Below are 23,796 nucleotides of genomic sequence, written 5' to 3'. Positions count from 1 at the left end.
ACGCCTGTGAATGAACGCGCGGAACCTCTTGCGGCACAAGCGCCTGAAGGATTCATGCGGGTTCGGCATGTGCTCATGCCGTCATCGGCGTTGCACGCATTCATGGCGCTCGCAGCCGGAGACACGCGCTGAACGAGGCTGGCTTTCCCGGCTCACACAGCGAAGCCAACGCTGCATTCATGGCATCACCGGCGGCACGTACGCCAGCGTCATCCCCAGCAGCCACAGCAGGCCCAGCACCAGCGGGATATGCACCAGCAGCTGGATGAAGGTGAAGCCCACGATGTCGCGTGCCTTCAGGCCCAGCACGCCCAGCAGCGGCAGCATCCAGAACGGGTTGATCAGGTTCGGCAGCGCTTCGGCCGCGTTGTAGACCTGCACGGCCCAGCCCAGGTGCGCCTTCAGTTCGTTGGCGGCCTGCATCACGTAGGGCGCCTCGATGATCCACTTGCCGCCACCAGACGGCACGAAGAAGCCCAGCACCGCCGAATAGACGCCCATCACCAGCGCGAACGAATCGGTGCTGGCCACGTGCACGAACAGGCTCGACAGCCGGTGCGCCAAGGTCTGCCCGTCACCGCCGGCGGCGTGGGTGAGGATCATCGCGATACCGCCGTACAGCGGGAACTGGATCAGTACGCCGGTGGTGCTCGGCACCGCCTTGGCCACCGCGTTGAGGAAGCTGCGCGGGCGCCAGTGCAGCAGCAGGCCCAGCGAAATGAACAGGAAGTTGTAGGTGTTGAGGTTGGCGATGGCGGTGACCACCGGTTTGTTGGCGAACTCGTTGAACAGCCAGCCGAACGCCAGCAACGAGAGCAGCACGGTCAGCAGCGGGCTGTATTCCAGCCACTCGCCCGGGCGCGTGCGCCGCTGCAGCGGCTCCGGCTCGGCCTGCGCGGCGCCCGGGAAATCCTCGGCGGTACGCGCACTGCCGGCCGCAGGCGCGGTCAGCCAAGCGATCAGCAGCGAGACCAGGATCAGCACTGCGGTCAGCGCGATCGACTGCCACAGGAAGATGGTTTCGGTGAACGGCAGGACGCCGGTGATCTCGACCAGGCCCGGCGGCATGCTGGCCGGATTGGCCTGCAGCTGTGCGGCCGAGGAACTCAACCCCATGGCCCACACCGCGCCCAGGCCGAGATAGGCCGACGCACCGGCGGCGCGGTAGTCCATGCGCAGTTCGGTGCGACGGGCCAGCGCGCGGACCAGCAGGCCACCGAACACCAGCGAGAAGCCCCAGCTGAGCAGCGAGGCGAGCATGCTGACCAGGCCCACGTACACCACCGCGCCACGGCCGGTGCGCGGCACCCGGGCCAGTAAATCGATGAAGCGAGCGACCACCGGCGCGGTCGCCACGGCGTAGCCACCGATGACCACGAAGGCCATCTGCATGGTGAAGGGGATCAGGCTCCAGAAACCGTCACCGAAGGCGCTGGCGGTGGCCTGCGGGGTCGAGCCGAAGCCCATCGCGGCCAGTGCGACGATGACCACGCCCAGCACCGCGAACACGTACGCGTCGGGGAACCACTTTTCCGCCCAGGCGGCCGAGCGCAGCGCTGCGCGCGCCATCCAGCCATCCTGTACTGCTGCCGTCGAGGCCATCGCCTACCCTCCCAGGTTCGATGGATCGATTCTGGGCGGTGGGGTGCAGGCTGTCAGCCACCTATTGGTCGTAGGCGGCGGAAGGCCCGGCGCTGTGCGCCGCCGCCCGAGCATGGGCTCGGGCGCTACGGATATCCGGTTTCGGGGGGCCACCTGTAGAGCCGAGCCCATGCTCGGCTGCGCGTCTCAGCGCAGCGCCAGGTCCACGGCGATGCCGGCAAACAGCGCGGCACCCACCCAGTTGTTGTGCAGGAACGCCTTGAAGCACGGACCGCGTTCGCGGTTGCGGCAGATCCAGAACTCGTACACCACCAGCACCGTGGCCACGGCCACACCGGCCAGGTAGTACCCACCCAGCCCGCCACGCACGCCAACCAGCGCCATGGTGGCCAGGAACAGCGCGTAGAGCACGCCCTGGATGACCAGATCGAGATCACCGAACAGGATTGCGGTGGAGTGCGAGCCCATCTTCAGGTCGTCCTCGCGGTCGACCATGGCGTACCAGGTGTCGTAGGCGGTGGACCACAGGATGTTGCCGGCATACAGCAGCCAGCCCAGCATCGGCACCTCGCCCTGCACGGCGGCGAAGGCCATCGGGATGCCCCAGCCGAACGACATGCCCAGGTAGACCTGCGGCAGATGGGTGTAGCGCTTCAGGTAGGGGTAGCTGGCGGCCAGGAACACGCCGATGAAGCTCAGGCCGATGGTCAGCCCGTTCATCGTCAGCACCAGGCCGAACGCAACCAGCATCAGCACCGCAAACAGCGCCAGCGCGGCGCGGCCGCTGATCGCACCGGTGGCCAGCGGACGCGCCTTGGTGCGCTCCACGTGCGGGTCCAGCCAGCGGTCGGCGTAGTCGTTGATGACGCAACCGGCCGAGCGGGTCAGCCACACGCCGGCGGTGAACACGAACAGCGTCCACAGCGGCGGCAGGCCGCCCGCGGCCAGCCACAACGCCCACCAGGTGGGCCACAGCAGCAGCAGCGTGCCGATCGGGCGATCAGCGCGCATCAGACTCCAGTAATGCCGCCAACGCGGCGTCGCCGGCGACTGCGGCGAAGTGAGGGGGGTATCAGCCATGGCGATAGGATACTCCTGCCCCTCTGGCAGGGCTTTGCCCGTGGGGGGAGATTTGTTCGGCGAAACTGGATAGAATGCCGGTCCCGCACCGCCTCATGGCGCTGCGATGCCCGCCCCGGCACTGGCCGGTGGCGCGGCGGTTCTACAACGCGCCCGTAGCTCAGCCGGATAGAGTAGTGGCTTCCGAAGCCATTGGTCGGGGGTTCGAATCCCTCCGGGCGCGCCATCTTCCCCTGCTCGTTCCCGTCACCCCGGGCCTCTCGCTTGCGCTTCCACGTCAACGTGGCTCAGGAGCGAACGGCATCGAGCGATGTGTGCAACCTTGAAGATCGCGCACGACGATGGAAAGCGCCTGCCCTTTCTGCACGGCACCGGGCAGGAAGGCGCCCTTGCCGTCGTACAGGAAGGTTTCAATCTCACCACGTGCAACCACCAGGTCCGCAGCCGGCGGCTTGAGCTCTTCCAGAACAACACTGAAGGGACGCCAGGCCAGACCGTGTTCGTCGCGGATATCGGTCGATACGGCGTGTGCATGCGCCTGCCGATCCATGCTGGCCAGTGGCAGCCGTAGTGCCTGCGATCCCTCCGTAGCGATCTGGAACCTGCCAAGGACCACGGTATCCACAGTTTCACTGCCGATGTAGGTGATCGTGGCCTCGGGACACTGCACGGCATCGGCCGGGTGCGATGCACACGCGGCCATGCTTGCGGTCAGGAGCAGAATGATCGGCCGGATCATTGGCTGGCACCTGGCACATCGCTACCCTGCCCGGGGTTTGCAGCGGCGCGCGTAGTGGTAGCGCCCGGCCTGCGCGCATAGCTGTAATCGGGATCGCGCCAGGCGCGCACGATCGGACTTCGTGCGTGCCTGATCGCGCCGGGGATCCAGGACAACATCAACACCACGGCCCAGATCGCAGCCAGCCAGAACCATCGGCCCGAGGCATAGGCCCAGATCATGGGTAATGCAGCCAGCATTACGATGATCTGCGTATACAACAGGTAGAGCGTATACAGGCCCAAGCGAGGATCCGAGCGCAGCACCACGCCACATCCCCTGCATGCCGTCTTCGCCTGCCGTCTCGATGCGGAAAGCAGTGGAAACCGCTGCCCCGCGGCGCCGCAAAGTGGACAGGTGAAGGTCAGCAGGCGCATCAGGCAGCTCCTCTCTGTCGTTTGACATCAACTGTCCGGCACGAGGCCGAGCCTAGCATGGGCTTGGTAGGGGGACGCCACAAACAACAACGCCGGGCTATGCCCGGCGTTATGTTCAAAGCAGTCGAGCATGGCTCGACTCTACACAGAGCAGATCAGTACCTGCCATCGAACGCGAAGATCGGCTTGCGCTGCTTCCACGCACCTGCAGTGAAGTCCGGGAACTCCAGCGTCTGGAAACTATTGGCGATCGACTGCTCGCTCAGCGGCGTGATCGCACTCCAGGTCACCGCATCGTAGATGTCGATCGGCATCGGTGCCTTGGCCTTCAGCGCCTCGACAAACGCGTGGATGACGAACCAGTCCATGCCACCGTGGCCGGCGCTGGCGGCGGTATCGGCATTCTGCTTCCACAGCGGGTGCTCGTACTCGTCCTGGTACTTCTTGAACTCCTCCCACTGGTGCGGCGGGCTGCGGCCTTCGATGTGGATCGAATGGTTCACGTCCATCCACAGACCCTTGGTGCCCTGCACGCGGAAGCCCATCGAGTACGGGCGCGGCAGCGAGGTGTCGTGCTGCAGCAGGATGGTCTCGCCGTTCTCGCAGGCCAGCGTGGTGGTCACGATGTCGCCGAGCTTGAACTTCACCTTGGTGCTGGGGTGGGTGGTGCCGCCACTCTTGGCCACGGTGTATTCGTGCAGGCCGCGTGCCTTGGTCGCGAAGGCGTTGATGTGGGTGAAGCGGTTGCCACGGTTGATGCCGGTGTACATCGCGCACGGGCCGATGCCGTGGCTGGGGTACAGCTCGCCGTTGCGCTCCACCGAATGCTCGGTGCGCCAGCGGGCTTCGCTCCAGCCCTTGGGCCCGAACTCCACGCCGCTGTCGTAGGGCTGGTTGGGGTCGCCGGAATTGAACTTCACGCCGCGCAGGTCGTGCTGGTAGCCGGCCTGCAGATGCACCAGCTCGCCGAACAGGCCCTGGCGCACCATCTGCAACGCCGCCATCACGTCGCGGCGGTAGCAGACGTTCTCCAGCAGCATGTACGGGGTACCGGTGCTCAGCTGGGTCTTCAACACGTCCCAGTGGTCCTGCAGGGTGATGCCGGCCACTACTTCGCAGCCCACGGCCACGCCGGCCTGCATCGCGGCAATCGCCATCGGCGCGTGGTACTCCCACGGCGTGGCGATGATCACGCCATCGATGCCCTTCTGATCCAACAGGCGCTTCCAGGCATTGGTGTCGCGATCCTGGCCGTAGGTCTTCGGGGCCGGCTTGCCGGCCTTGACCACCATGTCCATGGCGCGGCCGAGCATGATCGGCTCGATGTCGCACAACGCGACCACCTCGACATCGTCGCGGCGCACCAGCTCCTTCAGCAGCACCAGCCCACGCATCCCGGTGCCGATCATGGCCAGGCGCACCTTGCGCCCGCGTGCCCATGCCGGGGTCTGCGGCAGCAGGCTGCTGGCGGCGACAGCGGCACTGGCCGCGATGAATTCCCTACGCTTCATGGCAGACATCTCTCCTCTTGGCAGCGAGCCGGCCGTAGCCGGCCCGCCGGGTCACGCAAACGGAATTACTTGAAACGGTAGCCGATGGTCACACTGTAACCACGACCGAAAATGGTGGCGTAGTCACTGGAGTCACCCAGGAAGCTGTTCGGATCGTAGAACGGCAGGCGGTTGAACAGGTTCTTGACGGTGAAGCTCAGGTTCCACGCGTCATCCGGGCGCCAGGTGACGCTCATGTTGGCGGTCCACCACGACGGTGCACCATCGCACTTGCTCTTCTGCAGGGCCAGGTAGCCGCCGGTGCAGGTTTCCTTGTTGTTGCTCACTTCGTCGATCTGGTCGGTGGCCCACTTGGTGCCACCCACGTAGTTGACGAACATGCTGGTGGTGACCTGCTTGTAGGTCCAGTCTGCATTGAGCGTGGCACGCAGGCGCGGGTTGTTGTAGTAGCCCACCACGTCGCCGTAGTACCAGCCGTTCTCCGCGTCCATGTAGAAGCGGTTGCGGTTGGCGATGGTGGCGGCCAGGCCGATGTTCAGGTTGCCCCAGTCGCCCAGCGAGAAGCGGCTGCGCGCGTCGATGTCGAATCCGTCGATCAGCGTCTTGCCGCGGTTCTTGTACTGGCCGACCACGCTGGCCACGTTGCCGGCGGAGTAGCCCGGCAGGGTGGCCGGGCAGCTCACGCCGCTGGCCGGGTCGGCGCACATCGCCGCCAACTGGGCAAGATTGGCACGGTCGCTGTCGGTGATCGGCGAGCGCGACATCGAGATGATGTCTTCCATGCGGCGGTAGTCCGGCGCGACGATTTCATTGTCACGGTAGATGAACCAGTAGTCGGCCGACACCGACAGCCAGGTTGCTGGCTCGTATACGAAGCCGAGGGTGGCGATCTTGGCCTTTTCCGGCTTCAGGTCCTTGTTCGGCTGGGTCATGCGCGCCACGGTGCGGCTGCAGTCGACGTTCAGCAGGTTCTTTCCGAGGTCGACGTCACCCGGCCGCTGCGACTTCAGCAGCAGGTTGGCGATGGCGTTGGTCTCGTTGCAGCGCAGCTCGTCACGGAAGCCACCGAGCTGTGCGAACACGCCGCCGTTGCCGGACTCGGCCAGGCTCGGTGCGCGGAAGCCGGTGGAATAGGTGCCGCGGAGCATCAGCTGGTCGAAGGCCTGGTACTTGAAGCCGATCTTCGGCGCCACGTTGGCACTGAAGTTCGGGTACTTGTCCACGCGCACCGCCGCATCCAGTTCCAGCTTGTCGGTGATCGGCGCCACGGTCTCGGCGAACAGCGCGTAAGTGTTGCGCTTGCCATCGAACCACGAGCCACCCTGCTGGGTGATCAGGCCGTTGGCCGCATCCGCATTACCCGGGGTGTAGAAGGTCTCGCGGCTGGCGTTGAAGCCGAACGCGGCACGCATCTCACCGGCCGGCAGCTGGAACAGCGGTCCTTCGATCTTGCCGTCCAGGGTATGCAGGCGGGTCCACGACTGGATGTCGAAGGTCGGGAACGCTTCACGGATCAATGCGGCGTTGGCTTCGCTGATCTCGCCGAACTTGTACGCCGGGTGGTCGGAGATGATCACCCGACCGGTACCCGGATCGATCGTGTACGGCCCGAACGCCTTCTCGAAGCCCTTGGTGTTGACGTTGATCGTCTGGTAGGTGGTGGAGTGGGTGCCGGCGCTGGCGAAGGCGGTCTCCCAGTTCCAGTCACCGCGGTTGCCACGCGCACCGGCCAGCACGCGGTAGCTCTTGTCGGTATTGCGCTGGCCGAAATAGTTCGGGCCGGCATCCTGCAGCAGGTAGTTCAGGCCGACCACCCCGCCCATCATCGCCTTCAACTGCGGACTGGCATGGTTGTATTCGTTGTTGGGGCCCAGGAACGGGTACAGGAACTGGTTGACGGTGTTGCCGGTATTGCGCGAGAACCAGCTGGTCGGGTTGCCGGTGGTGGTGCCGTAGGTGCGCGGCGTGCCGCCGTTGGCGCGCAGGTCGATGTCGGTGTAGGTCGCCTCGGCGAAGATCTCGGTGCTGTCACCCACCAGGAAAGTGCCGTTGAGGTAGGCGGTATTGCGCTCGGACTTGGCGCCGGCATCGATCTCGTTGTTCATCCAGGTTTCCCAGACGCAACGCGGACCGGCCGCTTCACTGGTCAGCACGTTCTTGCAGCCCGGCGCGGCTTCCTGCACGCGGCGGCCGGTGACCGGATCGAAGGCGAAGTAGGTGCCCGGGTTGAACTCGCCCGGCTTGCTGCCCACGCCCAGGCGCAGGTTGTTGAGGTAGTTCGGGTTGTTGACGTAGTACTGGTCCGGACGCTTGTCGTAGAAATCGCTCAGCGGAATCGCGTCGCGACGGTACATGTTGACCGCGCCATAGATATTGAAGCGGTTCTCGGCCAGGTCACCGAAGCCGGCGGTGATGCTGGCCTGCCGCTCACCGTAGGAATCGATGCGCGAGGAGGTGTCGTTGGTGAAGCTGATCTCGGCACCCTGGAAGTTGCGCTTGGTGATCACGTTGATCACGCCGGCCACCGCGTCGGTACCGTACACGGCCGACGCGCCGTCGGTCAGCACTTCCATGCGCTCGATGGCCGCGGCCGGAATCGCATCGATGTTGACGAACTGGGTCTGGAAGCCGGCCGGGGCACCGTAGTACGACAGGCGGCGACCATTCAGCAGCACCAGGGTGCCCTGCGCGCCCAAGCCACGCAGGTTGGCCTGCGAAGCACCGTCGGAACCGGTGAACAGCGAACGCGCGTCCTGCTGCGCCGGGCGGGCGGCCGGCAGGTTGTCGAGCACCTGCAGCAGCGTGCGCGCACCCATGTTCTGGATGTCCTGCTTGCTGATCACCTGCACCGGCGAGGCGGTTTCAACGTCGGTGCGGCGGATGTTGGAGCCGGTGACCTCGATGCGGGCCAGGTCGGTGGCCTTGTCCTTGCTCTCCTGGGCGAAGGCAGGAACGGCGACCGACAGCAGCACGCCGGCGATGGCCAGCGACAGCGGAGCGATCGAACGACAGGGGGGGCGGTGGTGGCGGGCGGGCAACATCGGGGTTCTCTCCTGGCAGGGGTGCAGCGCAATAAGTGAGCGCGTGGGCGTTCGGCGGGCAAAACGCTCCCGGGCCACGGCCACGAGGGCCGTAGTCGGAATGGGCGGGGGGAGGAGCGGTGTTACGAGGGGGTCATGGGGCGACGATGCTGGCGGAGTCGCCCTCCTGGCCGATCAGTACGGCGTTGGCCCAGTTGGCACAGACCTGGGCGGGTTGGCTGCCCTGCGCACCCAGCGTGCGCAGGCTCAGGGTGGAAAGGCCACGGATGTCCAGCTCCGGCTTGACCACGCCGGGTGCCTTCACCAGGCCGCTGTCGTACAGCAGGCGGTTGTCACCCCAGACCTGGAACTGCAGGCCACCGGCGCTGCGGCAGGCGTCGTCGATGCCGAGGTCGGCACGCAGCAGGTGCCAGCCGCCCTGCAGGCGCAGGTCGATGCGGCTGTTGGCGCCGACGCCCAGGCCACGGCGGAACTGCAGGCCGTTCATGCGCATGCCGGCGTCGCCACGGAACGACTGGTCGGCGCGCACCTGGCTGGCCAGCGCGGCCGGCACCGGCAGCTCGGAGAGATAGCGCTGCCGGGCCGGTCGCTCCGGTTCCTGGTGTTCGAGGATGTGGAAGGTGGACAGTGCGATCGGGCCGACGTCGCGCGGCTGCAGCGCATCGAAGGCGCGGGCACTGCCCTGTGCGGCGGTAACCATCGGATCGGTGCTGCTGGCGCCATCGCCTTCCGGGTTCTGCACGCTCAGCACGCGGAAGCGCAGCAGGCGGCCGGCATGGGCCGGGAACGCGATGCGCTGCACGCCTTCCTTCAGCTGCAGGCGGCCACGTGCGACCGGCTCACCCCATTCGCCATTGCTGTCGCCCAGGTACACCTCGTAGTCGCGTACCTGGCCGTGCTTCCAGTTCTTGTCGTTGCGCGGCGCGATGTCGATGCCATCGATCATCCTGCGCTCGCCGAACCCGATCACCCATTCATGCGCACCGGTGCGCACGGCCTGGTTGCGCACACTGCGGAACCAGGTACCCGGGTCATCATCGAAGGCGTTTTCCAGCGCGTGGCCGGGCTCTTCGGCCGGGCGGTTGACCACCAGCAGGCTGTCGGCCGGCAGTTCGCGGCCGAGTACCGGTGCCGCCGGATACGCATCGTCGGCAGCGGCGGCGGCGACCGCGAAGTCCAGCTGTATTTGCAGCGGCTGGCGGATGTCCTGGCTGGCGGTGCGCACATGCAGCGTGCCGCGTCGTTCGGCGGCATCGAAGTACCAGCCTTCAGCAGCAGCGTTGAACGCAGCGGCATCAGCCAGCGCCGGCAGCGCGCGGCCAGCGGCCTGCACCGCACGCGGTGCCTGGCGGCTGAGCACGCGCAGGCCATAGCGGCGCTGCGGCAGCTGGCCGCTGTACTGGCCCTGCACCGCATCGATCTGCACCTGCACCGGGCCACTGCCCTGCGCTGGCGCCTGCACGCGGATCACCTGCGTGCTCGACTCGCCCTGCTGGTAGCGGCGCGTGTTGCCATCGTCTTCGTACAGCGTGTAGTGCGACTCGCCCTGCGGGTACAGGTCGAAGGTCACTTCATCGAGCGGCTTCTCACCGTCGAACAGCATCGACGGGTACATCGGCAGGATCGCTCCGGCACGCACGAACACCGGCAGCGTGGCCAGGTCCACCTGGCGGTCGAGCTGGCGACCGTCGGCGCCGGCCTGCACGCGGCGGCCGTCCCAGTAGTCGATCCAGCCGCCGGCCGGCAGGTGGATATCGCGGCGCCAGCCACGGCTGGCCGCCTGGCTGCGGTACACCGGCGCCACCAGCAGATCGCGGCCAAGCAGGAACTGGTACTTGTAGGTTTCATCCTGCGCGTGCGGGTCGCGCGGGTTGTCCCACATCAGGCCACGCACCGGTGGTGCGCCGGTCTGCGCGGCCTCGTGCACCAGGCCGTACATGTACGGGGTCAGGCGCATCTTCAACTTCAGGTAATCGCGGTTGATGCTGCGGTAGGGCTCGTCGTACCACCACGGATGCTTGCGTGCGTTCGACGACCAGCCGCTCATGCCCATCAGTACCGGCGTGAACGCCTTCCACTGCAGGTCGCGGGTGAAGGTCTCGGCGCTGCCGCCGAAGATCGCATCGACGTCGCCGCTGGCATAGGCCATGCCGGACAGGCCGGAACCGACCAGGGTCGGCACGTGCCAGCGGATGTAGTCCCAGCTGCTGCTCTGGTCGCCGGTCCAGGCCACGGCATAGCGCTGGATGCCGGCCCAGCCCATCACCGTCCACAGGAACGGGCGCGAATCGGAATTGTCGAGGATGCCGTTGAACGCCTGGCGGTTGGCGTCCATCGCGAACTGGTAGCCCTTGCCGGTCCAGGCCACGTCCAGCTTCTGCACGCGGCTGCCGGCCTTGCCCACTTCCCAGGCGATCTTGTCGACGCCGTTCTCGGTCCACAGTCCGGTGCGGAAACCGTAGCCGGCCAGCCCCTTCACGGTTTCCGGCAACTGCTTGTAACCGCAGCCGTAGCCGTCGTTGGGCAGGATCCAGCCACCGGGCATGTCGTGGGCGCGGTACTGCTTGGCCACGCTGTCGATCACATCGGGGGTGGTGCCGGTCGGGCCGTCGCTCCAGCCTTCGGGCACGGTGCCGGGCTTCTTGCTGTTGTCGCCATCGTTGTAGCAATCGGCGTCGCCGTAGGACAGCGCCCAGCGCGCGACCATGTTCGGGCGGCCAGTCAGCTGGGTGTAGCGCTCGATCAGTTTCGGCAGGTCGGCGCCGACGAAGTAATAGGCATCGAAGCGGTCTTCGCGATGCAGCAGCGTGGACTGGTCGGCCTCGCGCAGATCGTAGCTGCCATCGCTCCAGGTATTGCGCAGCATGCCCCAGCCACGGCTGCTCAGCAGCATCGGTGCAGGGCTGGGGCGGTCGCCCTCTTCCCAGCCGCCGGAATAGGACACCTCCAGCTCGCGACCCTTGAACTGGTAGCGGCCGTTCTGCTGGCCGCCACCGAAGTAGCCCTCATCGGCCTGCGAGGACAGCACCTGCACGCTCTGCGTGGCATCCAGGTCCAGCGTCTGCAGTTCCTGCCACAGCGCGGTGGGCTGGCCGTTGTCCAGCCGTTCCAGGCGCATGCGTAGCGGCTGCCGCTGTACATGCAGCACCAGGGACTCGGTCCGCACGCGGATTTCCTGCGCGTCTTCTTCCAGCTTCGCCTGCACGTTGGCCTTGGGCTGCGGCAGTACGATCGGCGCGGCCTTGTCGCCGGCGCCGGTCAGCGTGCCGTTGCGGCCGGCCTGCACGCGGACGATGTCGGTGGCCGGCAGTTCGATGCGGAGGCGCGCGCCCTTGTCGGTCTGCAGGTCCCAGCCCTGCACGCCGTCGCGGCTGGCGCTGGCGGCAACCGAACGCAGGTTGCCGACCGGCTCGGCGCGGGCCGTCATGGACGCCAGCATCAAGGCCGGCACCAGGGCCAGCATCAGCGGCGAGCGACGAACGCAGATTTCCACACGGACTCCCAACCCGTTTACCGGGCGTTTCGAAAGCGGTTGGGCCGACTCTAGGGCAGCGATTCGAAAGATGTCAACAAATTGAAAGGAAAAAGGAAGATATATTCCACTGAAACGAAAGTTGTTGCGTCGCAATACTTTGTGTAACCGATTGCAGCTGCCTGTTAAGCATTGTGCGATACGGCATTCGCCCCGTTCTTTCGTTTTCCCGAGGGCTCGGCAGCGGGAAAAGTCATCGCGTCATTTTCTTTCTTTTTACTTTCGATGTTTGACATTTCGAAAGAAAACGCAGATGGTGCGCTGGCCCAACTGGAACCTCCGAATGGACGTCACCCTGCTTTCCGATGTGTCCGCCTGGCAGCGCCTTGGCGGAGCCGATACCGCTACCGAAATCGCCCAGCAGCCAGCGCTGTGGGAAGCCCTCGCCCAGGACCTGTCGCATGCCCGCGACCGCCTGCAGGCCTTTCTTGGCAACAGCCTCAACGATCCCAACCAGCGCGTGCTGTTCACCGGCGCGGGCAGTTCGGGCTTCATCGCCGAAATGGTGGCCGACGCGATCAATGCGCAGTGGCCGGCCGAGGTGCGCGTGGTGCACACCACCAGCCTGCTGACCCATCCGGCGCTGTACCTGGAGCGCGACCGCCCCACCCTGCTGGTGTCGTTCGGCCGCAGCGGTTCCAGCCCGGAAAGCGTGGCCGCGGTGGACCGCGTGCGCGCCGATGTGGATGAGGCACGCTTCCTCGACATCACCTGCAACGCCGATGGCGAACTCGCCCGTCGTGGTGCCGGCCGTGCCGATACCTGCACGCTGCTGATGCCGTCGGCCAGCTGCGATCGCGCCTTCGCCATGACCAGCAGCCTGACCTGCATGCTGCTGGCCGCACTGACCGTGTTCGATCGTTCGCCGTGGGATGCGCGCGTGGCGCGCCTGAAGCAGATCGCCGCGCTGGCCCGCGAAGGCCAGGCGCAGTGGGATGCACCGGTGGCGGAGCTGGCGCACCGCCCGTTCAACCGCATCATCTACCTCGGCAGCGGCCCGCTGGAAGCGCTGGCGCGCGAGTGCGCGCTGAAGGTGCTGGAGCTCACCGCCGGCCGCGTGCTGGCGCTGGCCAACACACCGCTGGGCTTCCGCCATGGCCCGAAGTCGACGCTGGACGGCAACACCCTGGTGGTGGTGCTGCGCAGCGTGCAGCCGCTGGCGCGCCGCTACGAACAGGACCTGCTGGAAGAACTGCGCCGCGATGGCGTGGCCGGCCAGGTACTGGCGATCGGCCCGCATTCGGACATCGGCACCGATGACGAGTACACCCTCACCGTGCCGGCACTGGACGATCCGTGGCTGGCACCGGTGTGGCTGGGCTTCGCGCAGCTGTTCGCGCTGCAGCGCTCGGCCGCGCTGGGCCTGACCCCGGACAACCCGTTCCCGGACGGCACCGTCAACCGCGTCGTCAAGGGCGTCACCATCCACCATGGCTGAGCTGATCGCCCACGCCTGCTACGGCATCGACATCGGCGGCACCAAGATCGAGCTGGTGGCGTGCGATGCGGCGATGCAGGTCACCTGGCGCCGCCGCGTGGCCACCCCACAGGGTGACTACGACGGCTTCCTGAAGGCGGTGGTGGCGCTGGTGGCCGAGGCCGATGCGGCGCTGGGCCGCGGTGATGCCGCCATCGGCATCGCCCTGCCCGGCGTGCGCGACCGCCGCAGCGGCCGCCAGCTCAGCGCGAACGTGCCTGCACTGACCGGCCAATGCGTGGCGCAGGATCTGCAGGCACGCCTGCAGCGCCCGCTGCACTTCGGCAACGATCTGCAGTGCTTTGCCCTGTCTGAAGCGCACGGCGGCGCGGCTGACGGCTACCCCAGCATGTTCGGCGCCATTCTCGGCACCGGTGCCGGCGGCGGCTTCTGCCTGCACGGCCGGCTGCTGTCGGGCTTCAACGGCCTGGCCGGCGAATGGGGCCACTGGAGCGTGCCCGGCCACCTGCTGCAGCGCCATGGCCTGCCGCTGATCGACTGCGCCTGTGGCCTGCAGGGCTGCGTGGAGCGCTACGTGTCCGGCAGCGGGCTGGCAATGATCGAGCGCCACCTCGGTGGCAGTGCCGCGGACGCCAGCGCCGTGATCGCCCTGGCCGAAGCCGGCGATGCACGTGCGCGCCAGGCGCTGGACATCCACCGCGATCTGCTTGGCCACAGCCTGGCCGCGCTGGTGCTGGCGCTGGACCCGCACGTGATCGTGCTCGGCGGTGGCCTCTCGCAGTACGCGCCGCTGTACCAGCAGCTGCCGGCCGCAATTTCCGCGCATCTGTTCAACGGCGTGCAGGTTCCGCCGATCGTGCCGCCGCGCTTCGGCGATGCCGGTGGCGCACGTGGTGCCGCCCTGCTCGCCTGCCAACCCTCGTTTTCCTGATTGACCGGAGCCTGACCATGTCCCCGTTGCAGACCCTGCTTGCCTCCCACCGCGCCGGTGCCAACGTCGGCCTGTACAGCGTCTGCTGCAGCAACGAGCAGGTGCTGCGTGCGGCCATGCACGTGGCGCTGGCGCACGGCACCGTGCTGCTGATCGAGGCCACCTCCAACCAGGTCGACCAGTTCGGCGGCTACACCGGGATGACTCCGCCGCAGTACCGCGATTACGTCAGCACGCTGGCCGATGAAGAGGGTTTCCCGCGCGAGCGGCTGATCCTGGGTGGCGACCACCTCGGCCCGAATGCCTGGCAGAAGCGCCCGGCTGCCGAAGCGATGACCCACGCGCGCGTGCTGATCGAAGCCTACGTCGCCGCCGGTTTCCACAAGATCCATCTGGATTGCAGCATGTCCTGCGCCGATGATCCGGTGCCACTGCCCGATGCCATCGTCGCTGCGCGCTCGGCCGAGCTGGCCGAAATCGCCGAGCGCACCGCCGCCGAACATGGCCTGCCGCCGCCGGTCTACGTGATCGGTACCGAGGTGCCGATTCCCGGGGGTGAAGCCTCGCTGGCCGAGGGCCTGCAGGTGACCACGCCCGCTGCTGCCGCGCAGACCCTGGCGATTCATCAGCAGGCGTTCGATACGCCGCAGCTGCGCGATGCGTGGCAGCGCGTGATCGCCATGGTGGTGCAACCGGGCGTGGACTTCGACCACAGCAGTGTGCACGAGTACGACCCAGCCGCCGCCAGCACGCTGGCCGACTTCCTCGAACAGCAGCCGCGCATCGTGTTCGAAGCGCATTCCACCGACTACCAGCGCGAAAGTGGCCTGCACGCCTTGGTGCGCGACCACTTCGCCATCCTCAAGGTCGGCCCGGCGGCGACCTTCGCCTACCGCGAAGCGCTGTTCGCGCTGGCCGCGATCGAGGCCGAACTGCTGCCGGCCGCACAGTGCTCGCGCCTGCCGCAGGTGCTGGATGAAGTGATGGCGGCGCAGCCGAAGTACTGGCAGTCCTACTACCAGGGCGATGAGGCAGCGCTGCGCCTGCTGCGCAGCTATTCCTTCAGCGACCGCTGCCGCTACTACTGGGGCGAGCCCGCGCTGGTGCAGGCGGTGAAGACCCTGTTCGCCAACCTGGAACAGCACGCGCCGCCGCTGGTACTGCTCAGCCAGTACCTGCCGGAGCAGTACCGCGCCGTGCGCGAGGGCACCCTGGCCAATACGCCTACCGCGCTGGCACGGCATCGCGTCGGCCTGTGCCTGGGCGAGTACGCCCGTGCGTGCAGCGCCAACCAGGCCGGAACCCGCACGCATCACGCAGACGCGGCTGCCGCCGTTGCTGCGAACGGCTAATCTCTACCTTTCCCCGCGACACCGAGAATGGCCATGCGCAACACCCGCTCCCGCCGGCAACAGATCCTGCAGCTGCTGATCGAGCACGGCTCGGTGCAGGTGGCCGATCTGGTCGAGCGCTTCGGCGTGTCGGCGGTGACCATCCGTGCCGACCTGACCCACTTCGAATCGCAAGGCCTGGCCAACCGTACCCACGGTGGCGCCACGCTGGTACGCACGCCGCCGCAGGAACAGGACATCCACGAAAAGGACGCACTGAACCTGCCGCTGAAGGAATCGATCGGCGCGTGTGCCGCGCGCCTGGTGCGGCCCGGTGACAACATCATCATCGACTCCGGCTCGACCACGATGACCCTGGCCCGTCACTTGCGCACCCAGCGCGACGTGACGGTGATGACCAATGGGTTGAACATCGCCTGGGAACTGGCCAACGCGCCCGGCATCAACGTGCTGCTGACCGGTGGACTGCTGCGCCAGCAGTCGTTGTCGCTGCAGGGCAGCCAGGCCGAAGCCAGCCTCAACTCCTACAGCTTCGACACCCTGTTCCTGGGCGTGGACGGCCTGGACCTGCAGTTCGGACTGACCACCCACGATGAAGCCGAAGCCCGCCTCAACCACCGCATGGTCGAGCGCGCGCGCCGCATCGTGGTGCTGACCGACGCCTCCAAGTTCGGCCGCGTCAGCCTGCACCGCATCGCACTTCTCGATCAGATCCACGCCATCATCACCGACGCCGGCATCGACGACGCAACCCGTGAAGGGCTGCAGCGGCTGGGCATCGAGGTGATCATCGCCGAGCCCACTGCATGACCGACACCCGCACCCTGCATGGCCGCATCCTCACGCCGCTGGGTTGGCGGCGTGGCCACGTCCACTTCGATTCGCACATCCGCCAGCTGCAGGTGGACGACCACAGCGGCGCTGACGACCTGCAGCTGCCGGTGATCCTGCCCGGCTTCATCGACCTGCACGTGCATGGTGCGGCCGGCGTCGACCTGATGCAGGGCGGCGACGTGGCCCGCACCATTGCCCGCACCCACCTGCGCTTCGGTACCACCACACTGCTGGCGACCACCATGACCGCCGGCCTGGATGAGATCGAGCACGCGCTGCACGGCGTGGCCGCGACCATGGCAGCGCCCGATGCCGACGCCGCCTGCATTGCCGGCGTACATCTGGAAGGGCCGTTCATCAGCCCGCAGCGCCTGGGCGCGCAACCCAACCGCACGATCGAGGCGACGCTGGCGCTGGTGCAGCAACTGCATGCACTTGCACCGATCCGGGTGATGACACTGGCGCCGGAAATCGGCGAGCACACCGCGCTGATTCCCGCGCTGGCGGCAATGGGCATTCGCGTGCAGCTCGGCCACAGCGCCGGCACTTACGAAGAAGGTGTTGCTGCCCTGCAGGCGGGTGCCTCCGGCTTCACTCACCTGTTCAACGGCATGACCGGCGTCGACCACTACCGGCCTGGCATCGCCGCGGCGGCACTGGCGCATGCGCAGTACGCCGAGATCATTCCCGACCTGCAGCACATCCATCCCGGCGTGATCCGCCTGGCCACACGGGCGATTCCGCGCCTGTACGCGGTGACCGACGCCACGGCGGCCACCGGCATGCCCGATGGCGAGTACGCCCTGGGCGAACAGCGCGTGCACAAGTGCGGCGGCTGCGTGCGCCTGGCCACCGGTTCGCTGGCCGGCAGCGCACTGACCATGGACCAGGCGCTGCGCAACCTGGTGCGTGTGGGACTGGAACTGGCCGATGCCTCGCATCGCGTGTCCACCTTCCCCGCCGATTACCTGGGCCTGGATGATCGCGGTCGCATTGCGCCCGACGCCCGTGCCGACCTGGTGGTACTGGATGCCGGATTGCGCCTGCAGCAGGTGGTGATCGGCGGGCGCGTCGTCGATTTGAACGCTGCAAACGCTTGATATCTGCGTTTTTGTAGAGCCGAAGGCAATGGCAGGAGCCATTGCCAACGTCGCTTGCGACGGCCCGGAGGGTGCCGATCAGGACGATCGGCATAGCCATGCTCGGCTGCTTTTCGTACAGACATCGATGACGTCCGTGCCGCGCTTCGCGCGGCAAGCCGAGCATGGCTCGGCTCTACATGAAAGCGCGCAAGCGCAATGCCTCAGCCACGCACCATCCCCGTTATTCCAGGAATACGCCGATGACCGCAGCCGCCGCACCTGCCGTACCCGCTTCCACCGCCCCGCGCTGGCCCGTACGCTACCTGCTCTTCATCGGCGGCCTGGGGGGCCTGCTGTACGGCATCGACATCGGCATCATCGCCGGTGCCCTGCCCTATCTTGAAGCGACCGCCAGTCACGCCTGGCGGCTCAGCAGCCAGCAGCTCGGCTTCGTGGTGGCGGCCGTACTGCTGGGCAGCGTGCTGTCCTCGCTGTTCGCCGGCATGATCGCCGACCTGATTGGCCGCCGCGGCGCGATGCTGCTGGCCGGCCTGCTGTTCACCGCCTCGATTCCGATCATGGCACTGGCCTCCGGCTACACGCCGCTGCTGCTGGGACGCCTGCTGCAGGGCATCAGTGGCGGTTTGATCGGCGTCGTGATTCCGCTGTACCTGGCCGAAGTGCTCAGCCCCGAACGGCGCGGGCGCGGCGCGGCCATGTTCCAGCTGCTGCTGACCGTTGGCCTGGTGCTGGCAGCCCTGATCGGCCTGTACCACGCCCATGCCGTGGATGCCGCCGCCGAGGCCGTGCGCTCGCTGCCGGTCGCGCAGCAGGCGCAGGAACTGTTCACGGTGAAGGACCACGCCTGGCGCACCATCTTCTGGACCTGCCTGGCGCCCGGCCTGCTGTTCTGCGCCGGTATCTTCTGGCTGTCCGAATCACCACGCTGGCTGGTGCGCCGCGGCCGCATCGATGAAGCCCGCCGCAGCCTTCAGCGCGTCCTCCCCGCCGCAGACGTCGAGCCCACGCTGGCCCAGATCCAGGCGCCGGAATCGAGCAGCAGCGACGGCAAGCGCGATCCGCTGCTCAGCCGCCGCTACGTGGTGCCGTTCGTGCTCGCGTGCGTGGTGCTGGCCTGCACCCAGGCCACCGGCATCAACTCGGTGCTGGCCTACGCGGTCAACATCCTCAACCAGGCCGGCCTGTCCGGTTCGGTGGCCAACGGTGCCGACGTGGCGATCAAGCTGCTCAACGCGGTGATGACCGTGGTCGCGCTGCTGCTGGTCGACCGCAAGGGCCGCAAGTTCCTGCTGATGCTGGGCAGCGGTGGCATCTGCGTGGCCCTGCTGGCGGCGGCCACGCTGTTCTTCCAGGCCGAGCGCGGACGCGCCGATGTGCAGCCTCAGCTGCAGGCGGCGGTCAGCGGCGACGGCCTGCGGCTGGTGCTGGATGATGCGCAGTGGCAGCGCCTCGGCGCTGGCATCGACAGCGAAGGCCGGCCGCTGCAACTGACCGTGTCGTATGCCTACGGCGACTTCACCAATGTGCGCGCCCTCCGCAGCGACAACCTGACCGACCGCGAGCTGCGCATCGAGCGTGCCGGCACCGTGCAGCCGGACAGCGTGATCGGTGCGTTCTTCCGCAAGCTGCATCTGAACCCGTTCGCCGACCCGGCCAGTGCCAGCCAGGCGCCATTGCGCATCGAGCAGGCCCGCATCGGCCCGGTGCCGCCGCCGGCCCATGGCTGGGCCGTGGCCGCCTGCATCCTGGTGTTCGTGGCGTTCTTCGCGGTCGGCCCCGGCGTCTGCGTGTGGCTGGCACTGTCGGAACTGATGCCGAACCGCATCCGTTCCAACGGCATGAGCATCGCGCTGCTGATCAACCAGTTCGTGTCCACCACCATCGCTGCCATCTTCCTGCCCACGGTGGGCCACTACGGCTACGCCAGCATGTTCGTGTTCTGGGCGGCGTGCACTTTCGTGTTCTTCCTGGTGGCCGCGTTCTGGCTGCCGGAGACCAAGGGCAAGTCACTGGAAGAGATCGAAGCGCGGTTCGCCCGGTAGCGGTCGACCTTGGTCGACCTCCATGCGCAGCGTGGGGGTGTTGGCACGTCCGTCAGTCGCCCGTGATGTGCTTGGCCAGCGCCTGCGCCTCGGCAACGCTGGGCAACCCGCTCAGCATCATCGATTCACCGAACGGGCCTTTCACCGTCGCCACCATCAGCACGCGGCCGTCCACGCTGAGCGCCGCGCGCTGGCCCACCAGTGCTTCCGTACCATCGTGGATGCGCTGGTGCGCTTCGGGCCGATAGCGGATCTGCAGGCCCGGCTGCTTGGCCTCGTCCAGCACGTAGCGCACATCGGCGATGTCGGCGCTGCCAGCGATCGGCGGCTCGCGCAGGGCGAGCGTTTCGCCCTGCCACTGCGCCTGCCTGCCCTTGCCGTCCGCATCGACCGCGCTCAGGCGTACATCCACACCCGCGCGCGGCGCATGATCCTTGCCTGCCAGCGCACCGGGCGTGGCACCCGGCATGCATCCGGCCAGCACCAGCGCTGCGCCCAGCAGGAACGGAAACGCGCCCCTCACTTCAGCTTCCGCAGCTTGAACGCCACCAGCACCTGCAGCAGCCCGTACAGCAGGCTGCCAATGCCGATCCACAGCGTGGTCACCGCCACGCCTGCATACGGATTGGCCGCGAACAGCAGCCCCAGCACCGCCGCCAGCACGCCACTGAGGATCAGCAGCCACTCGCCCTGGATCTGCTTGCGCACGCGGATCGCGAACACGATGCGATAGATGCCGGCCACCAGCAGCCACGCCGCCAGGAACAGCACCAGCACGCTGGCGGTGGCCAGCGGATTGATCACCGCCAGGATGCCGAAGCCCAGCGAGGCGATGGCATACAGCGCCAGCCAGCCGCGCGGAGCACCATTGCCGCCGCTGATCAGTGCGAACAGGCTGATGACGCCTTCAACGATGGCCATCACGCCCAGTGTCCAGGCCAGTGCCATCGCTGCGGACAGCGGCCAACCGATGGCGATGATGCCGAAGCCCAGTGCGACGAGCCCGTACAGCAGCAGGATCCACCAGCTGCGCCCAACCGCCGACAACAAGGGAGACAAGGGGGAATTCATGGCCACTCCTCCGATCCGGAACCGGCCTCATCCTAGCCCCTGTGGATGAAGAGGGCGATCACGGCGCCCGCGCACAGACCCACACGCGCACCTCCGCTGCTCCGGCCAGGCGTAGCGTCTCGGCGACCTCCATCACCGTGCTGCCAGTCGTCATCACGTCATCGACCACGGTCAGCCGCGAGGGCACGGAACCACGCACGTCGAATGCATCGAACAGGTTTTCCCTGCGCTGTTCGGCCGTGCGTTCAGACTGCGGTGCGGTATGCCGCTGCCGGTACACCCCCTGCCAGACCGGCATCGGCAGCAACCGGCACAGCTCACCGGCCTGGTTGTAGCCGCGCTGGCGCAAGCGTCGCCTGTGCAGCGGCACCGGCACCAGCGGCGTGCACGACCACGGCGGCGGTGCGCGCTGCATCAGCTGCGCGAGCAGGCGTCCAGCGGCGAGATCCTGATGGAACTTGTAGCGGACCAGCAACTGGTCGACCGGTGGCAGGTACAGCAGGCTGGCGTGGGTAGCCGCCTGTGGCGGTACCTCCTCGCGGCAGGTGCCACAGACGATCAACGCGGTGTCGGGCAACGGCAAGGCGCAGCGCAGGCAGGCACGGCCTGCCCAGGGCAGATCGGCCAAGCAAGCCCAGCACAGATCAAGATCATCGTGGCCCGGGTCGCCGCAGACCAGGCAGCGGAGCGGTAGCAGCACACCAAGCAGTGCGCGCGAGACACGGGTTGCCGAACGCAGGAGATAAGTACGCATCACCCAATACTTGATGGCGCACGCCGCGTGCGGCCATCGGCGAAGCACCGATTGCAGTGTCGGAACTGCCCTCAACTGCGACGGGGGCCGCCGCCCGTCAGGAAAGGCGTTCGCCCTGTCCGGTCGCCGGTGGCGTAGCGGCGGGCCCGATCAACAACTCCGCCAGCCCGCGATAGATCGGCACCCTGCACACCAGCCCGGACACGCCACGCGCGATCAGCACCGTGGCCAGTATCGGCAGCAGCAGGTCGCCGCTGTCGGTCAGCTCCAGCGAGATCACGGCCGACGTCAGCGGGGCCTGGGTAACGCCGGTCAGGTAAGCACACATGCCCAGCAGCACGAACGCGCGCGGGTCCACGCCCGGCATCAGCACTGCCAGGTTGTGGCCGAGTCCAGCGCCGACCGCCAACGCCGGCGAGAACAGGCCGCCGGGAATGCCCGCCACGTACGAGGCCAGATTGGCCAGCAGCTTCATCACCCCGAACTCGTGGCCGACCACCGCCTGCCCCTGCACCAGGCTGCGCGCCTGCTCATAGCCGGTGCCGAACGCGCCTTCACCGAAGACCAGGGCGAGCAGTACCACCACCAGGCCGCAGCCTGCGGCCAACAGAACCGGATGCCGCTGCCGCAGTTGCCCGAGCCAGCGCGGGCGGCCCGCCGCACTGGCCAGCACCGCACGCGCGAACAGGCCGCCCAGCAGGCCCGCCACCACGCCGCACAGCAGGATTGCCAGCCAGCCCTGGCCGAGCGGCAGGCGTGCGCTCACATGGCCGAAATAGGTGTAGTTGCCCAACAGGCCCAGCGACACCACGCCACCGACGATCACCGCAGTCAACAGGGTGCCCGAGAAGCGATGCTCGAAACGACCGCTGAGCTCCTCGATGGCGAAGACGATGCCGGCCAGCGGCGTGTTGAACGCCGCCGCGATACCCGCCGCACCACCGGCCAGCAGGAAGTGCGAGAGCTCGCGGGGATCCTTGAAACCGAACCAGCGGCCGAACAGGTACATCAAGCTGGCGCCTACGTGCACAGTCGGGCCCTCGCGGCCCACCGAGGCGCCACCCAGCAGTGACAGCGAGGTCAGCAGCAGCTTGCCGGCCGAAACCGCGGGTGAAAGGTTGGTCTTCCGGAACCGCTCATCGGCCTTGTCCAACGCGGCGATGACCTGCGGAATGCCGCTGCCGCGCGTGGGCTTGAGCACACCGGCGGTCAACCAGGCCAGCAGCGCGAAGATGCCCGGCGTCAGCAGCAGGGCCCACCACGGCGAGTGCGACGTGATGCGCTGGAACAGATGGAACGCCGCGTCGCTGGCCTTGGCGAACAGGATCGCCACCAGCGCCACGGCCACGGCGCCGCCCCAGAGCGCGGCGCGGCGGCGCCAGGCTTCGCTGAGAACCAGCGCGGTGATGCGGCCGCGGAGGCGATGGAGATCGGTCATGGGAAAGAGTCTGCGCGCCAGCGCTTCCGTTGGGCAGCGGCCACTTTGGCCGCAGCCCTTGCAGGATGCGGTGAAATGCACCGGTGCCGCCAGAAGGGCGCCCGGAGCACGGGCGGATGCGGCGATCTGCGGGACCTGATCAGACCAGCATGCGATGGAGAATGTGGGTCAGCGTCAGTTGAGAACAACCTCGGTCCGGCAAGACACCATCCTCGCCCGGCGTGCCTACCTCGAATCCTTCCTCAACGTCCTCGTAGTAAAGCAGCCCCTCGGGCAGTTGTGCGACCACCCAGACCCACTCAATCATGCCCAGCCTGTGCAGCCGAACGGCACGGAATGGCAAACGCAGGGACTCGAAGACGGCTCGTTGCACAGGTGAGCAAGCCTGCAGTTGCTGCGAGATCAGGATTGCCAATTCTTCCCGGGTGATCGGCTGCCAGCTGTCCGGATAGATCATCGCAACGCGGCTCGACTGGGTGTGCGTGCCTCAAGGTACGTCAAGCGCGCCTCCGGCACCGCCATTTTGTTCGTGGCAGCCTTGGCACGGACGCCTCATTCCAGGTGCGAACAATGTAAACCATAGGCCATCTCAAATGATTGGCCATACGCCCCGCCACCTCCACACTGCGTTCACCGAAGGGCCGCGACATCCCGATCGCAGACACGCGCGGCCGGACCAGGGCAACTCGGCCAGGGAGGCCGGGCAGAGGTCCAGGCCGTCATGGCCAGGATCGTTGCAGACCAGGCATCGGAAGGGAAGCAGCAGGCGAAGCGGCGCCTGCCCGGAACGTACCAGCCTGAATGTGGATATCAGCCCCATTCGTCCAGCTTCGCCACCCCTCCCCGTTCACCATCGGCGCAGCGGACGTTGGGCGGCGGGGTTTCCCCTACACGGCTGCCGGACAGGCGCCG

At 67.2% G+C, this 23,796-nt stretch carries 19 protein-coding genes and 1 tRNA gene; 7 read left to right on the top strand and 13 right to left on the bottom strand.

What is annotated here, in order from left to right; genetic code table 11:
• Positions 1–177: 177 nt before the first annotated feature.
• The gene (locus AC5P8C_RS05925; protein WP_495218436.1) at positions 178–1,602 is read right to left on the bottom strand and encodes a short-chain fatty acid transporter; all 1,425 of its coding nucleotides are present in this window, start codon (positions 1,600–1,602) and stop codon (positions 178–180) included.
• 186 nt (positions 1,603–1,788) lie between these two features.
• Positions 1,789–2,682: a 4-hydroxybenzoate octaprenyltransferase gene (ubiA, locus tag AC5P8C_RS05920; RefSeq protein ID WP_019336794.1), complete on the bottom strand. Its 894-nt coding sequence runs from the start codon at positions 2,680–2,682 to the stop codon at positions 1,789–1,791.
• Between the two features lie 149 nt (positions 2,683–2,831).
• On the opposite strand from ubiA, the gene AC5P8C_RS05915 reads away from it, so the two are divergent.
• Positions 2,832–2,908: transfer RNA gene (locus AC5P8C_RS05915), tRNA-Arg, on the top strand.
• Positions 2,909–2,959: 51 nt separating this feature from the next.
• On the opposite strand, the gene AC5P8C_RS05910 is transcribed toward AC5P8C_RS05915, so the two are convergent.
• The 5 genes from AC5P8C_RS05910 to AC5P8C_RS05890 all read right to left on the bottom strand — a co-directional run bounded on the left by AC5P8C_RS05910 (position 2,960) and on the right by AC5P8C_RS05890 (position 11,882).
• Positions 2,960–3,421, bottom strand: a complete 462-nt coding sequence (locus AC5P8C_RS05910; protein WP_019661621.1) for a hypothetical protein — start codon at positions 3,419–3,421, stop codon at positions 2,960–2,962.
• Positions 3,418–3,837, bottom strand: coding sequence for a hypothetical protein (locus AC5P8C_RS05905; protein WP_495218435.1), 420 nt, complete (start codon positions 3,835–3,837; stop codon positions 3,418–3,420). The genes AC5P8C_RS05910 and AC5P8C_RS05905 overlap by 4 nt, the downstream gene beginning before the upstream one ends.
• Positions 3,838–3,992: 155 nt before the next feature.
• Entirely contained in the window at positions 3,993–5,348 is a 1,356-nt protein-coding gene (locus AC5P8C_RS05900) for a Gfo/Idh/MocA family protein (protein WP_019661623.1), read from the bottom strand.
• Between the two features lie 65 nt (positions 5,349–5,413).
• Positions 5,414–8,389, bottom strand: coding sequence for a TonB-dependent receptor (locus tag AC5P8C_RS05895; RefSeq protein WP_019661624.1), 2,976 nt, complete (start codon positions 8,387–8,389; stop codon positions 5,414–5,416).
• A 133-nt stretch (positions 8,390–8,522) separates the two neighbouring features.
• Positions 8,523–11,882: a TIM-barrel domain-containing protein gene (locus tag AC5P8C_RS05890; protein WP_019661625.1), complete on the bottom strand. Its 3,360-nt coding sequence runs from the start codon at positions 11,880–11,882 to the stop codon at positions 8,523–8,525.
• A gap of 322 nt (positions 11,883–12,204) precedes the next feature.
• Here AC5P8C_RS05890 and AC5P8C_RS05885 point away from each other — a divergent pair, with 322 nt between their 5' ends.
• The 6 genes from AC5P8C_RS05885 (at position 12,205) to AC5P8C_RS05860 (ending at position 19,621) form a co-directional block, all read left to right on the top strand.
• Positions 12,205–13,359 (top strand): SIS domain-containing protein, encoded by a 1,155-nt coding sequence (locus tag AC5P8C_RS05885; RefSeq protein ID WP_019661626.1) that lies wholly within the window; start codon positions 12,205–12,207, stop codon positions 13,357–13,359.
• Positions 13,352–14,290 carry an ROK family protein gene (locus tag AC5P8C_RS05880; RefSeq protein ID WP_019661627.1) on the top strand — a complete coding sequence of 313 codons (939 nt, stop codon included), beginning with the start codon at positions 13,352–13,354 and terminating at the stop codon, positions 14,288–14,290. Before AC5P8C_RS05885 ends, AC5P8C_RS05880 begins: the two co-directional genes overlap by 8 nt.
• Positions 14,291–14,307: 17 nt before the next feature.
• Positions 14,308–15,642 (top strand): D-tagatose-bisphosphate aldolase, class II, non-catalytic subunit, encoded by a 1,335-nt coding sequence (locus AC5P8C_RS05875; protein ID WP_019661628.1) that lies wholly within the window; start codon positions 14,308–14,310, stop codon positions 15,640–15,642.
• A gap of 33 nt (positions 15,643–15,675) precedes the next feature.
• On the top strand, positions 15,676–16,452 hold the full coding sequence (locus tag AC5P8C_RS05870) for a DeoR family transcriptional regulator (protein WP_010482152.1): 777 nt from the start codon (positions 15,676–15,678) through the stop codon (positions 16,450–16,452).
• Positions 16,449–17,576, top strand: a complete 1,128-nt coding sequence (gene nagA / locus AC5P8C_RS05865; protein ID WP_495218434.1) for an N-acetylglucosamine-6-phosphate deacetylase — start codon at positions 16,449–16,451, stop codon at positions 17,574–17,576. The genes AC5P8C_RS05870 and nagA overlap by 4 nt, the downstream gene beginning before the upstream one ends.
• Before the next feature lie 242 nt (positions 17,577–17,818).
• Complete coding sequence (locus AC5P8C_RS05860; protein WP_495218433.1) at positions 17,819–19,621, top strand: MFS transporter; 1,803 nt, start codon at positions 17,819–17,821, stop codon at positions 19,619–19,621.
• A 52-nt stretch (positions 19,622–19,673) separates the two neighbouring features.
• On the opposite strand, the gene AC5P8C_RS05855 is transcribed toward AC5P8C_RS05860, so the two are convergent.
• The 6 genes from AC5P8C_RS05855 to AC5P8C_RS05830 form a co-directional block, all read right to left on the bottom strand.
• The gene (locus AC5P8C_RS05855) at positions 19,674–20,144 is read right to left on the bottom strand and encodes a SecDF P1 head subdomain-containing protein (RefSeq protein ID WP_019661631.1); all 471 of its coding nucleotides are present in this window, start codon (positions 20,142–20,144) and stop codon (positions 19,674–19,676) included.
• Positions 20,141–20,692 carry an HdeD family acid-resistance protein gene (locus AC5P8C_RS05850; RefSeq protein ID WP_019661632.1) on the bottom strand — a complete coding sequence of 184 codons (552 nt, stop codon included), beginning with the start codon at positions 20,690–20,692 and terminating at the stop codon, positions 20,141–20,143. The genes AC5P8C_RS05855 and AC5P8C_RS05850 overlap by 4 nt, the downstream gene beginning before the upstream one ends.
• A gap of 58 nt (positions 20,693–20,750) precedes the next feature.
• On the bottom strand, positions 20,751–21,446 hold the full coding sequence (locus tag AC5P8C_RS05845) for a ComF family protein (RefSeq protein ID WP_019661633.1): 696 nt from the start codon (positions 21,444–21,446) through the stop codon (positions 20,751–20,753).
• 97 nt (positions 21,447–21,543) lie between these two features.
• The gene (locus tag AC5P8C_RS05840) at positions 21,544–22,884 is read right to left on the bottom strand and encodes a chloride channel protein (protein ID WP_019661634.1); all 1,341 of its coding nucleotides are present in this window, start codon (positions 22,882–22,884) and stop codon (positions 21,544–21,546) included.
• Positions 22,885–23,023: 139 nt separating this feature from the next.
• Positions 23,024–23,341, bottom strand: coding sequence for a hypothetical protein (locus tag AC5P8C_RS05835; protein WP_019661635.1), 318 nt, complete (start codon positions 23,339–23,341; stop codon positions 23,024–23,026).
• Between the two features lie 132 nt (positions 23,342–23,473).
• Positions 23,474–23,704 (bottom strand): double zinc ribbon domain-containing protein, encoded by a 231-nt coding sequence (locus AC5P8C_RS05830; protein ID WP_425423338.1) that lies wholly within the window; start codon positions 23,702–23,704, stop codon positions 23,474–23,476.
• Positions 23,705–23,796: the final 92 nt, after the last annotated feature.

It is taken from the genome of Stenotrophomonas sp. YJH_SMC_46, assembly GCF_059370315.1.
Note: the sequence above shows the minus strand (reverse complement) of the source record. Positions and strands in the feature narration are given on the sequence as shown.

Excerpts from the sequence above, each read along its gene's own strand:
- AC5P8C_RS05910 (WP_019661621.1), bottom strand. The coding sequence starts at position 3,421 with ATGATCCGGCCGATCATTCTGCTCCTGACCGCAAGCATGGCCGCGTGT.
- AC5P8C_RS05900 (WP_019661623.1), bottom strand. The coding sequence starts at position 5,348 with ATGAAGCGTAGGGAATTCATCGCGGCCAGTGCCGCTGTCGCCGCCAGC.
- AC5P8C_RS05895 (WP_019661624.1), bottom strand. The coding sequence starts at position 8,389 with ATGTTGCCCGCCCGCCACCACCGCCCCCCCTGTCGTTCGATCGCTCCG.
- AC5P8C_RS05860 (WP_495218433.1), top strand. The coding sequence starts at position 17,819 with ATGACCGCAGCCGCCGCACCTGCCGTACCCGCTTCCACCGCCCCGCGC.
- AC5P8C_RS05885 (WP_019661626.1), top strand. The coding sequence starts at position 12,205 with ATGGACGTCACCCTGCTTTCCGATGTGTCCGCCTGGCAGCGCCTTGGC.
- AC5P8C_RS05905 (WP_495218435.1), bottom strand. The coding sequence starts at position 3,837 with ATGCGCCTGCTGACCTTCACCTGTCCACTTTGCGGCGCCGCGGGGCAG.
- AC5P8C_RS05845 (WP_019661633.1), bottom strand. The coding sequence starts at position 21,446 with ATGCGTACTTATCTCCTGCGTTCGGCAACCCGTGTCTCGCGCGCACTG.
- ubiA (WP_019336794.1), bottom strand. The coding sequence starts at position 2,682 with ATGGCTGATACCCCCCTCACTTCGCCGCAGTCGCCGGCGACGCCGCGT.
- AC5P8C_RS05850 (WP_019661632.1), bottom strand. The coding sequence starts at position 20,692 with ATGAATTCCCCCTTGTCTCCCTTGTTGTCGGCGGTTGGGCGCAGCTGG.
- AC5P8C_RS05830 (WP_425423338.1), bottom strand. The coding sequence starts at position 23,704 with ATGGGGCTGATATCCACATTCAGGCTGGTACGTTCCGGGCAGGCGCCG.
- nagA (WP_495218434.1), top strand. The coding sequence starts at position 16,449 with ATGACCGACACCCGCACCCTGCATGGCCGCATCCTCACGCCGCTGGGT.
- AC5P8C_RS05840 (WP_019661634.1), bottom strand. The coding sequence starts at position 22,884 with ATGACCGATCTCCATCGCCTCCGCGGCCGCATCACCGCGCTGGTTCTC.
- AC5P8C_RS05870 (WP_010482152.1), top strand. The coding sequence starts at position 15,676 with ATGCGCAACACCCGCTCCCGCCGGCAACAGATCCTGCAGCTGCTGATC.
- AC5P8C_RS05880 (WP_019661627.1), top strand. The coding sequence starts at position 13,352 with ATGGCTGAGCTGATCGCCCACGCCTGCTACGGCATCGACATCGGCGGC.
- AC5P8C_RS05835 (WP_019661635.1), bottom strand. The coding sequence starts at position 23,341 with ATGATCTATCCGGACAGCTGGCAGCCGATCACCCGGGAAGAATTGGCA.
- AC5P8C_RS05875 (WP_019661628.1), top strand. The coding sequence starts at position 14,308 with ATGTCCCCGTTGCAGACCCTGCTTGCCTCCCACCGCGCCGGTGCCAAC.
- AC5P8C_RS05925 (WP_495218436.1), bottom strand. The coding sequence starts at position 1,602 with ATGGCCTCGACGGCAGCAGTACAGGATGGCTGGATGGCGCGCGCAGCG.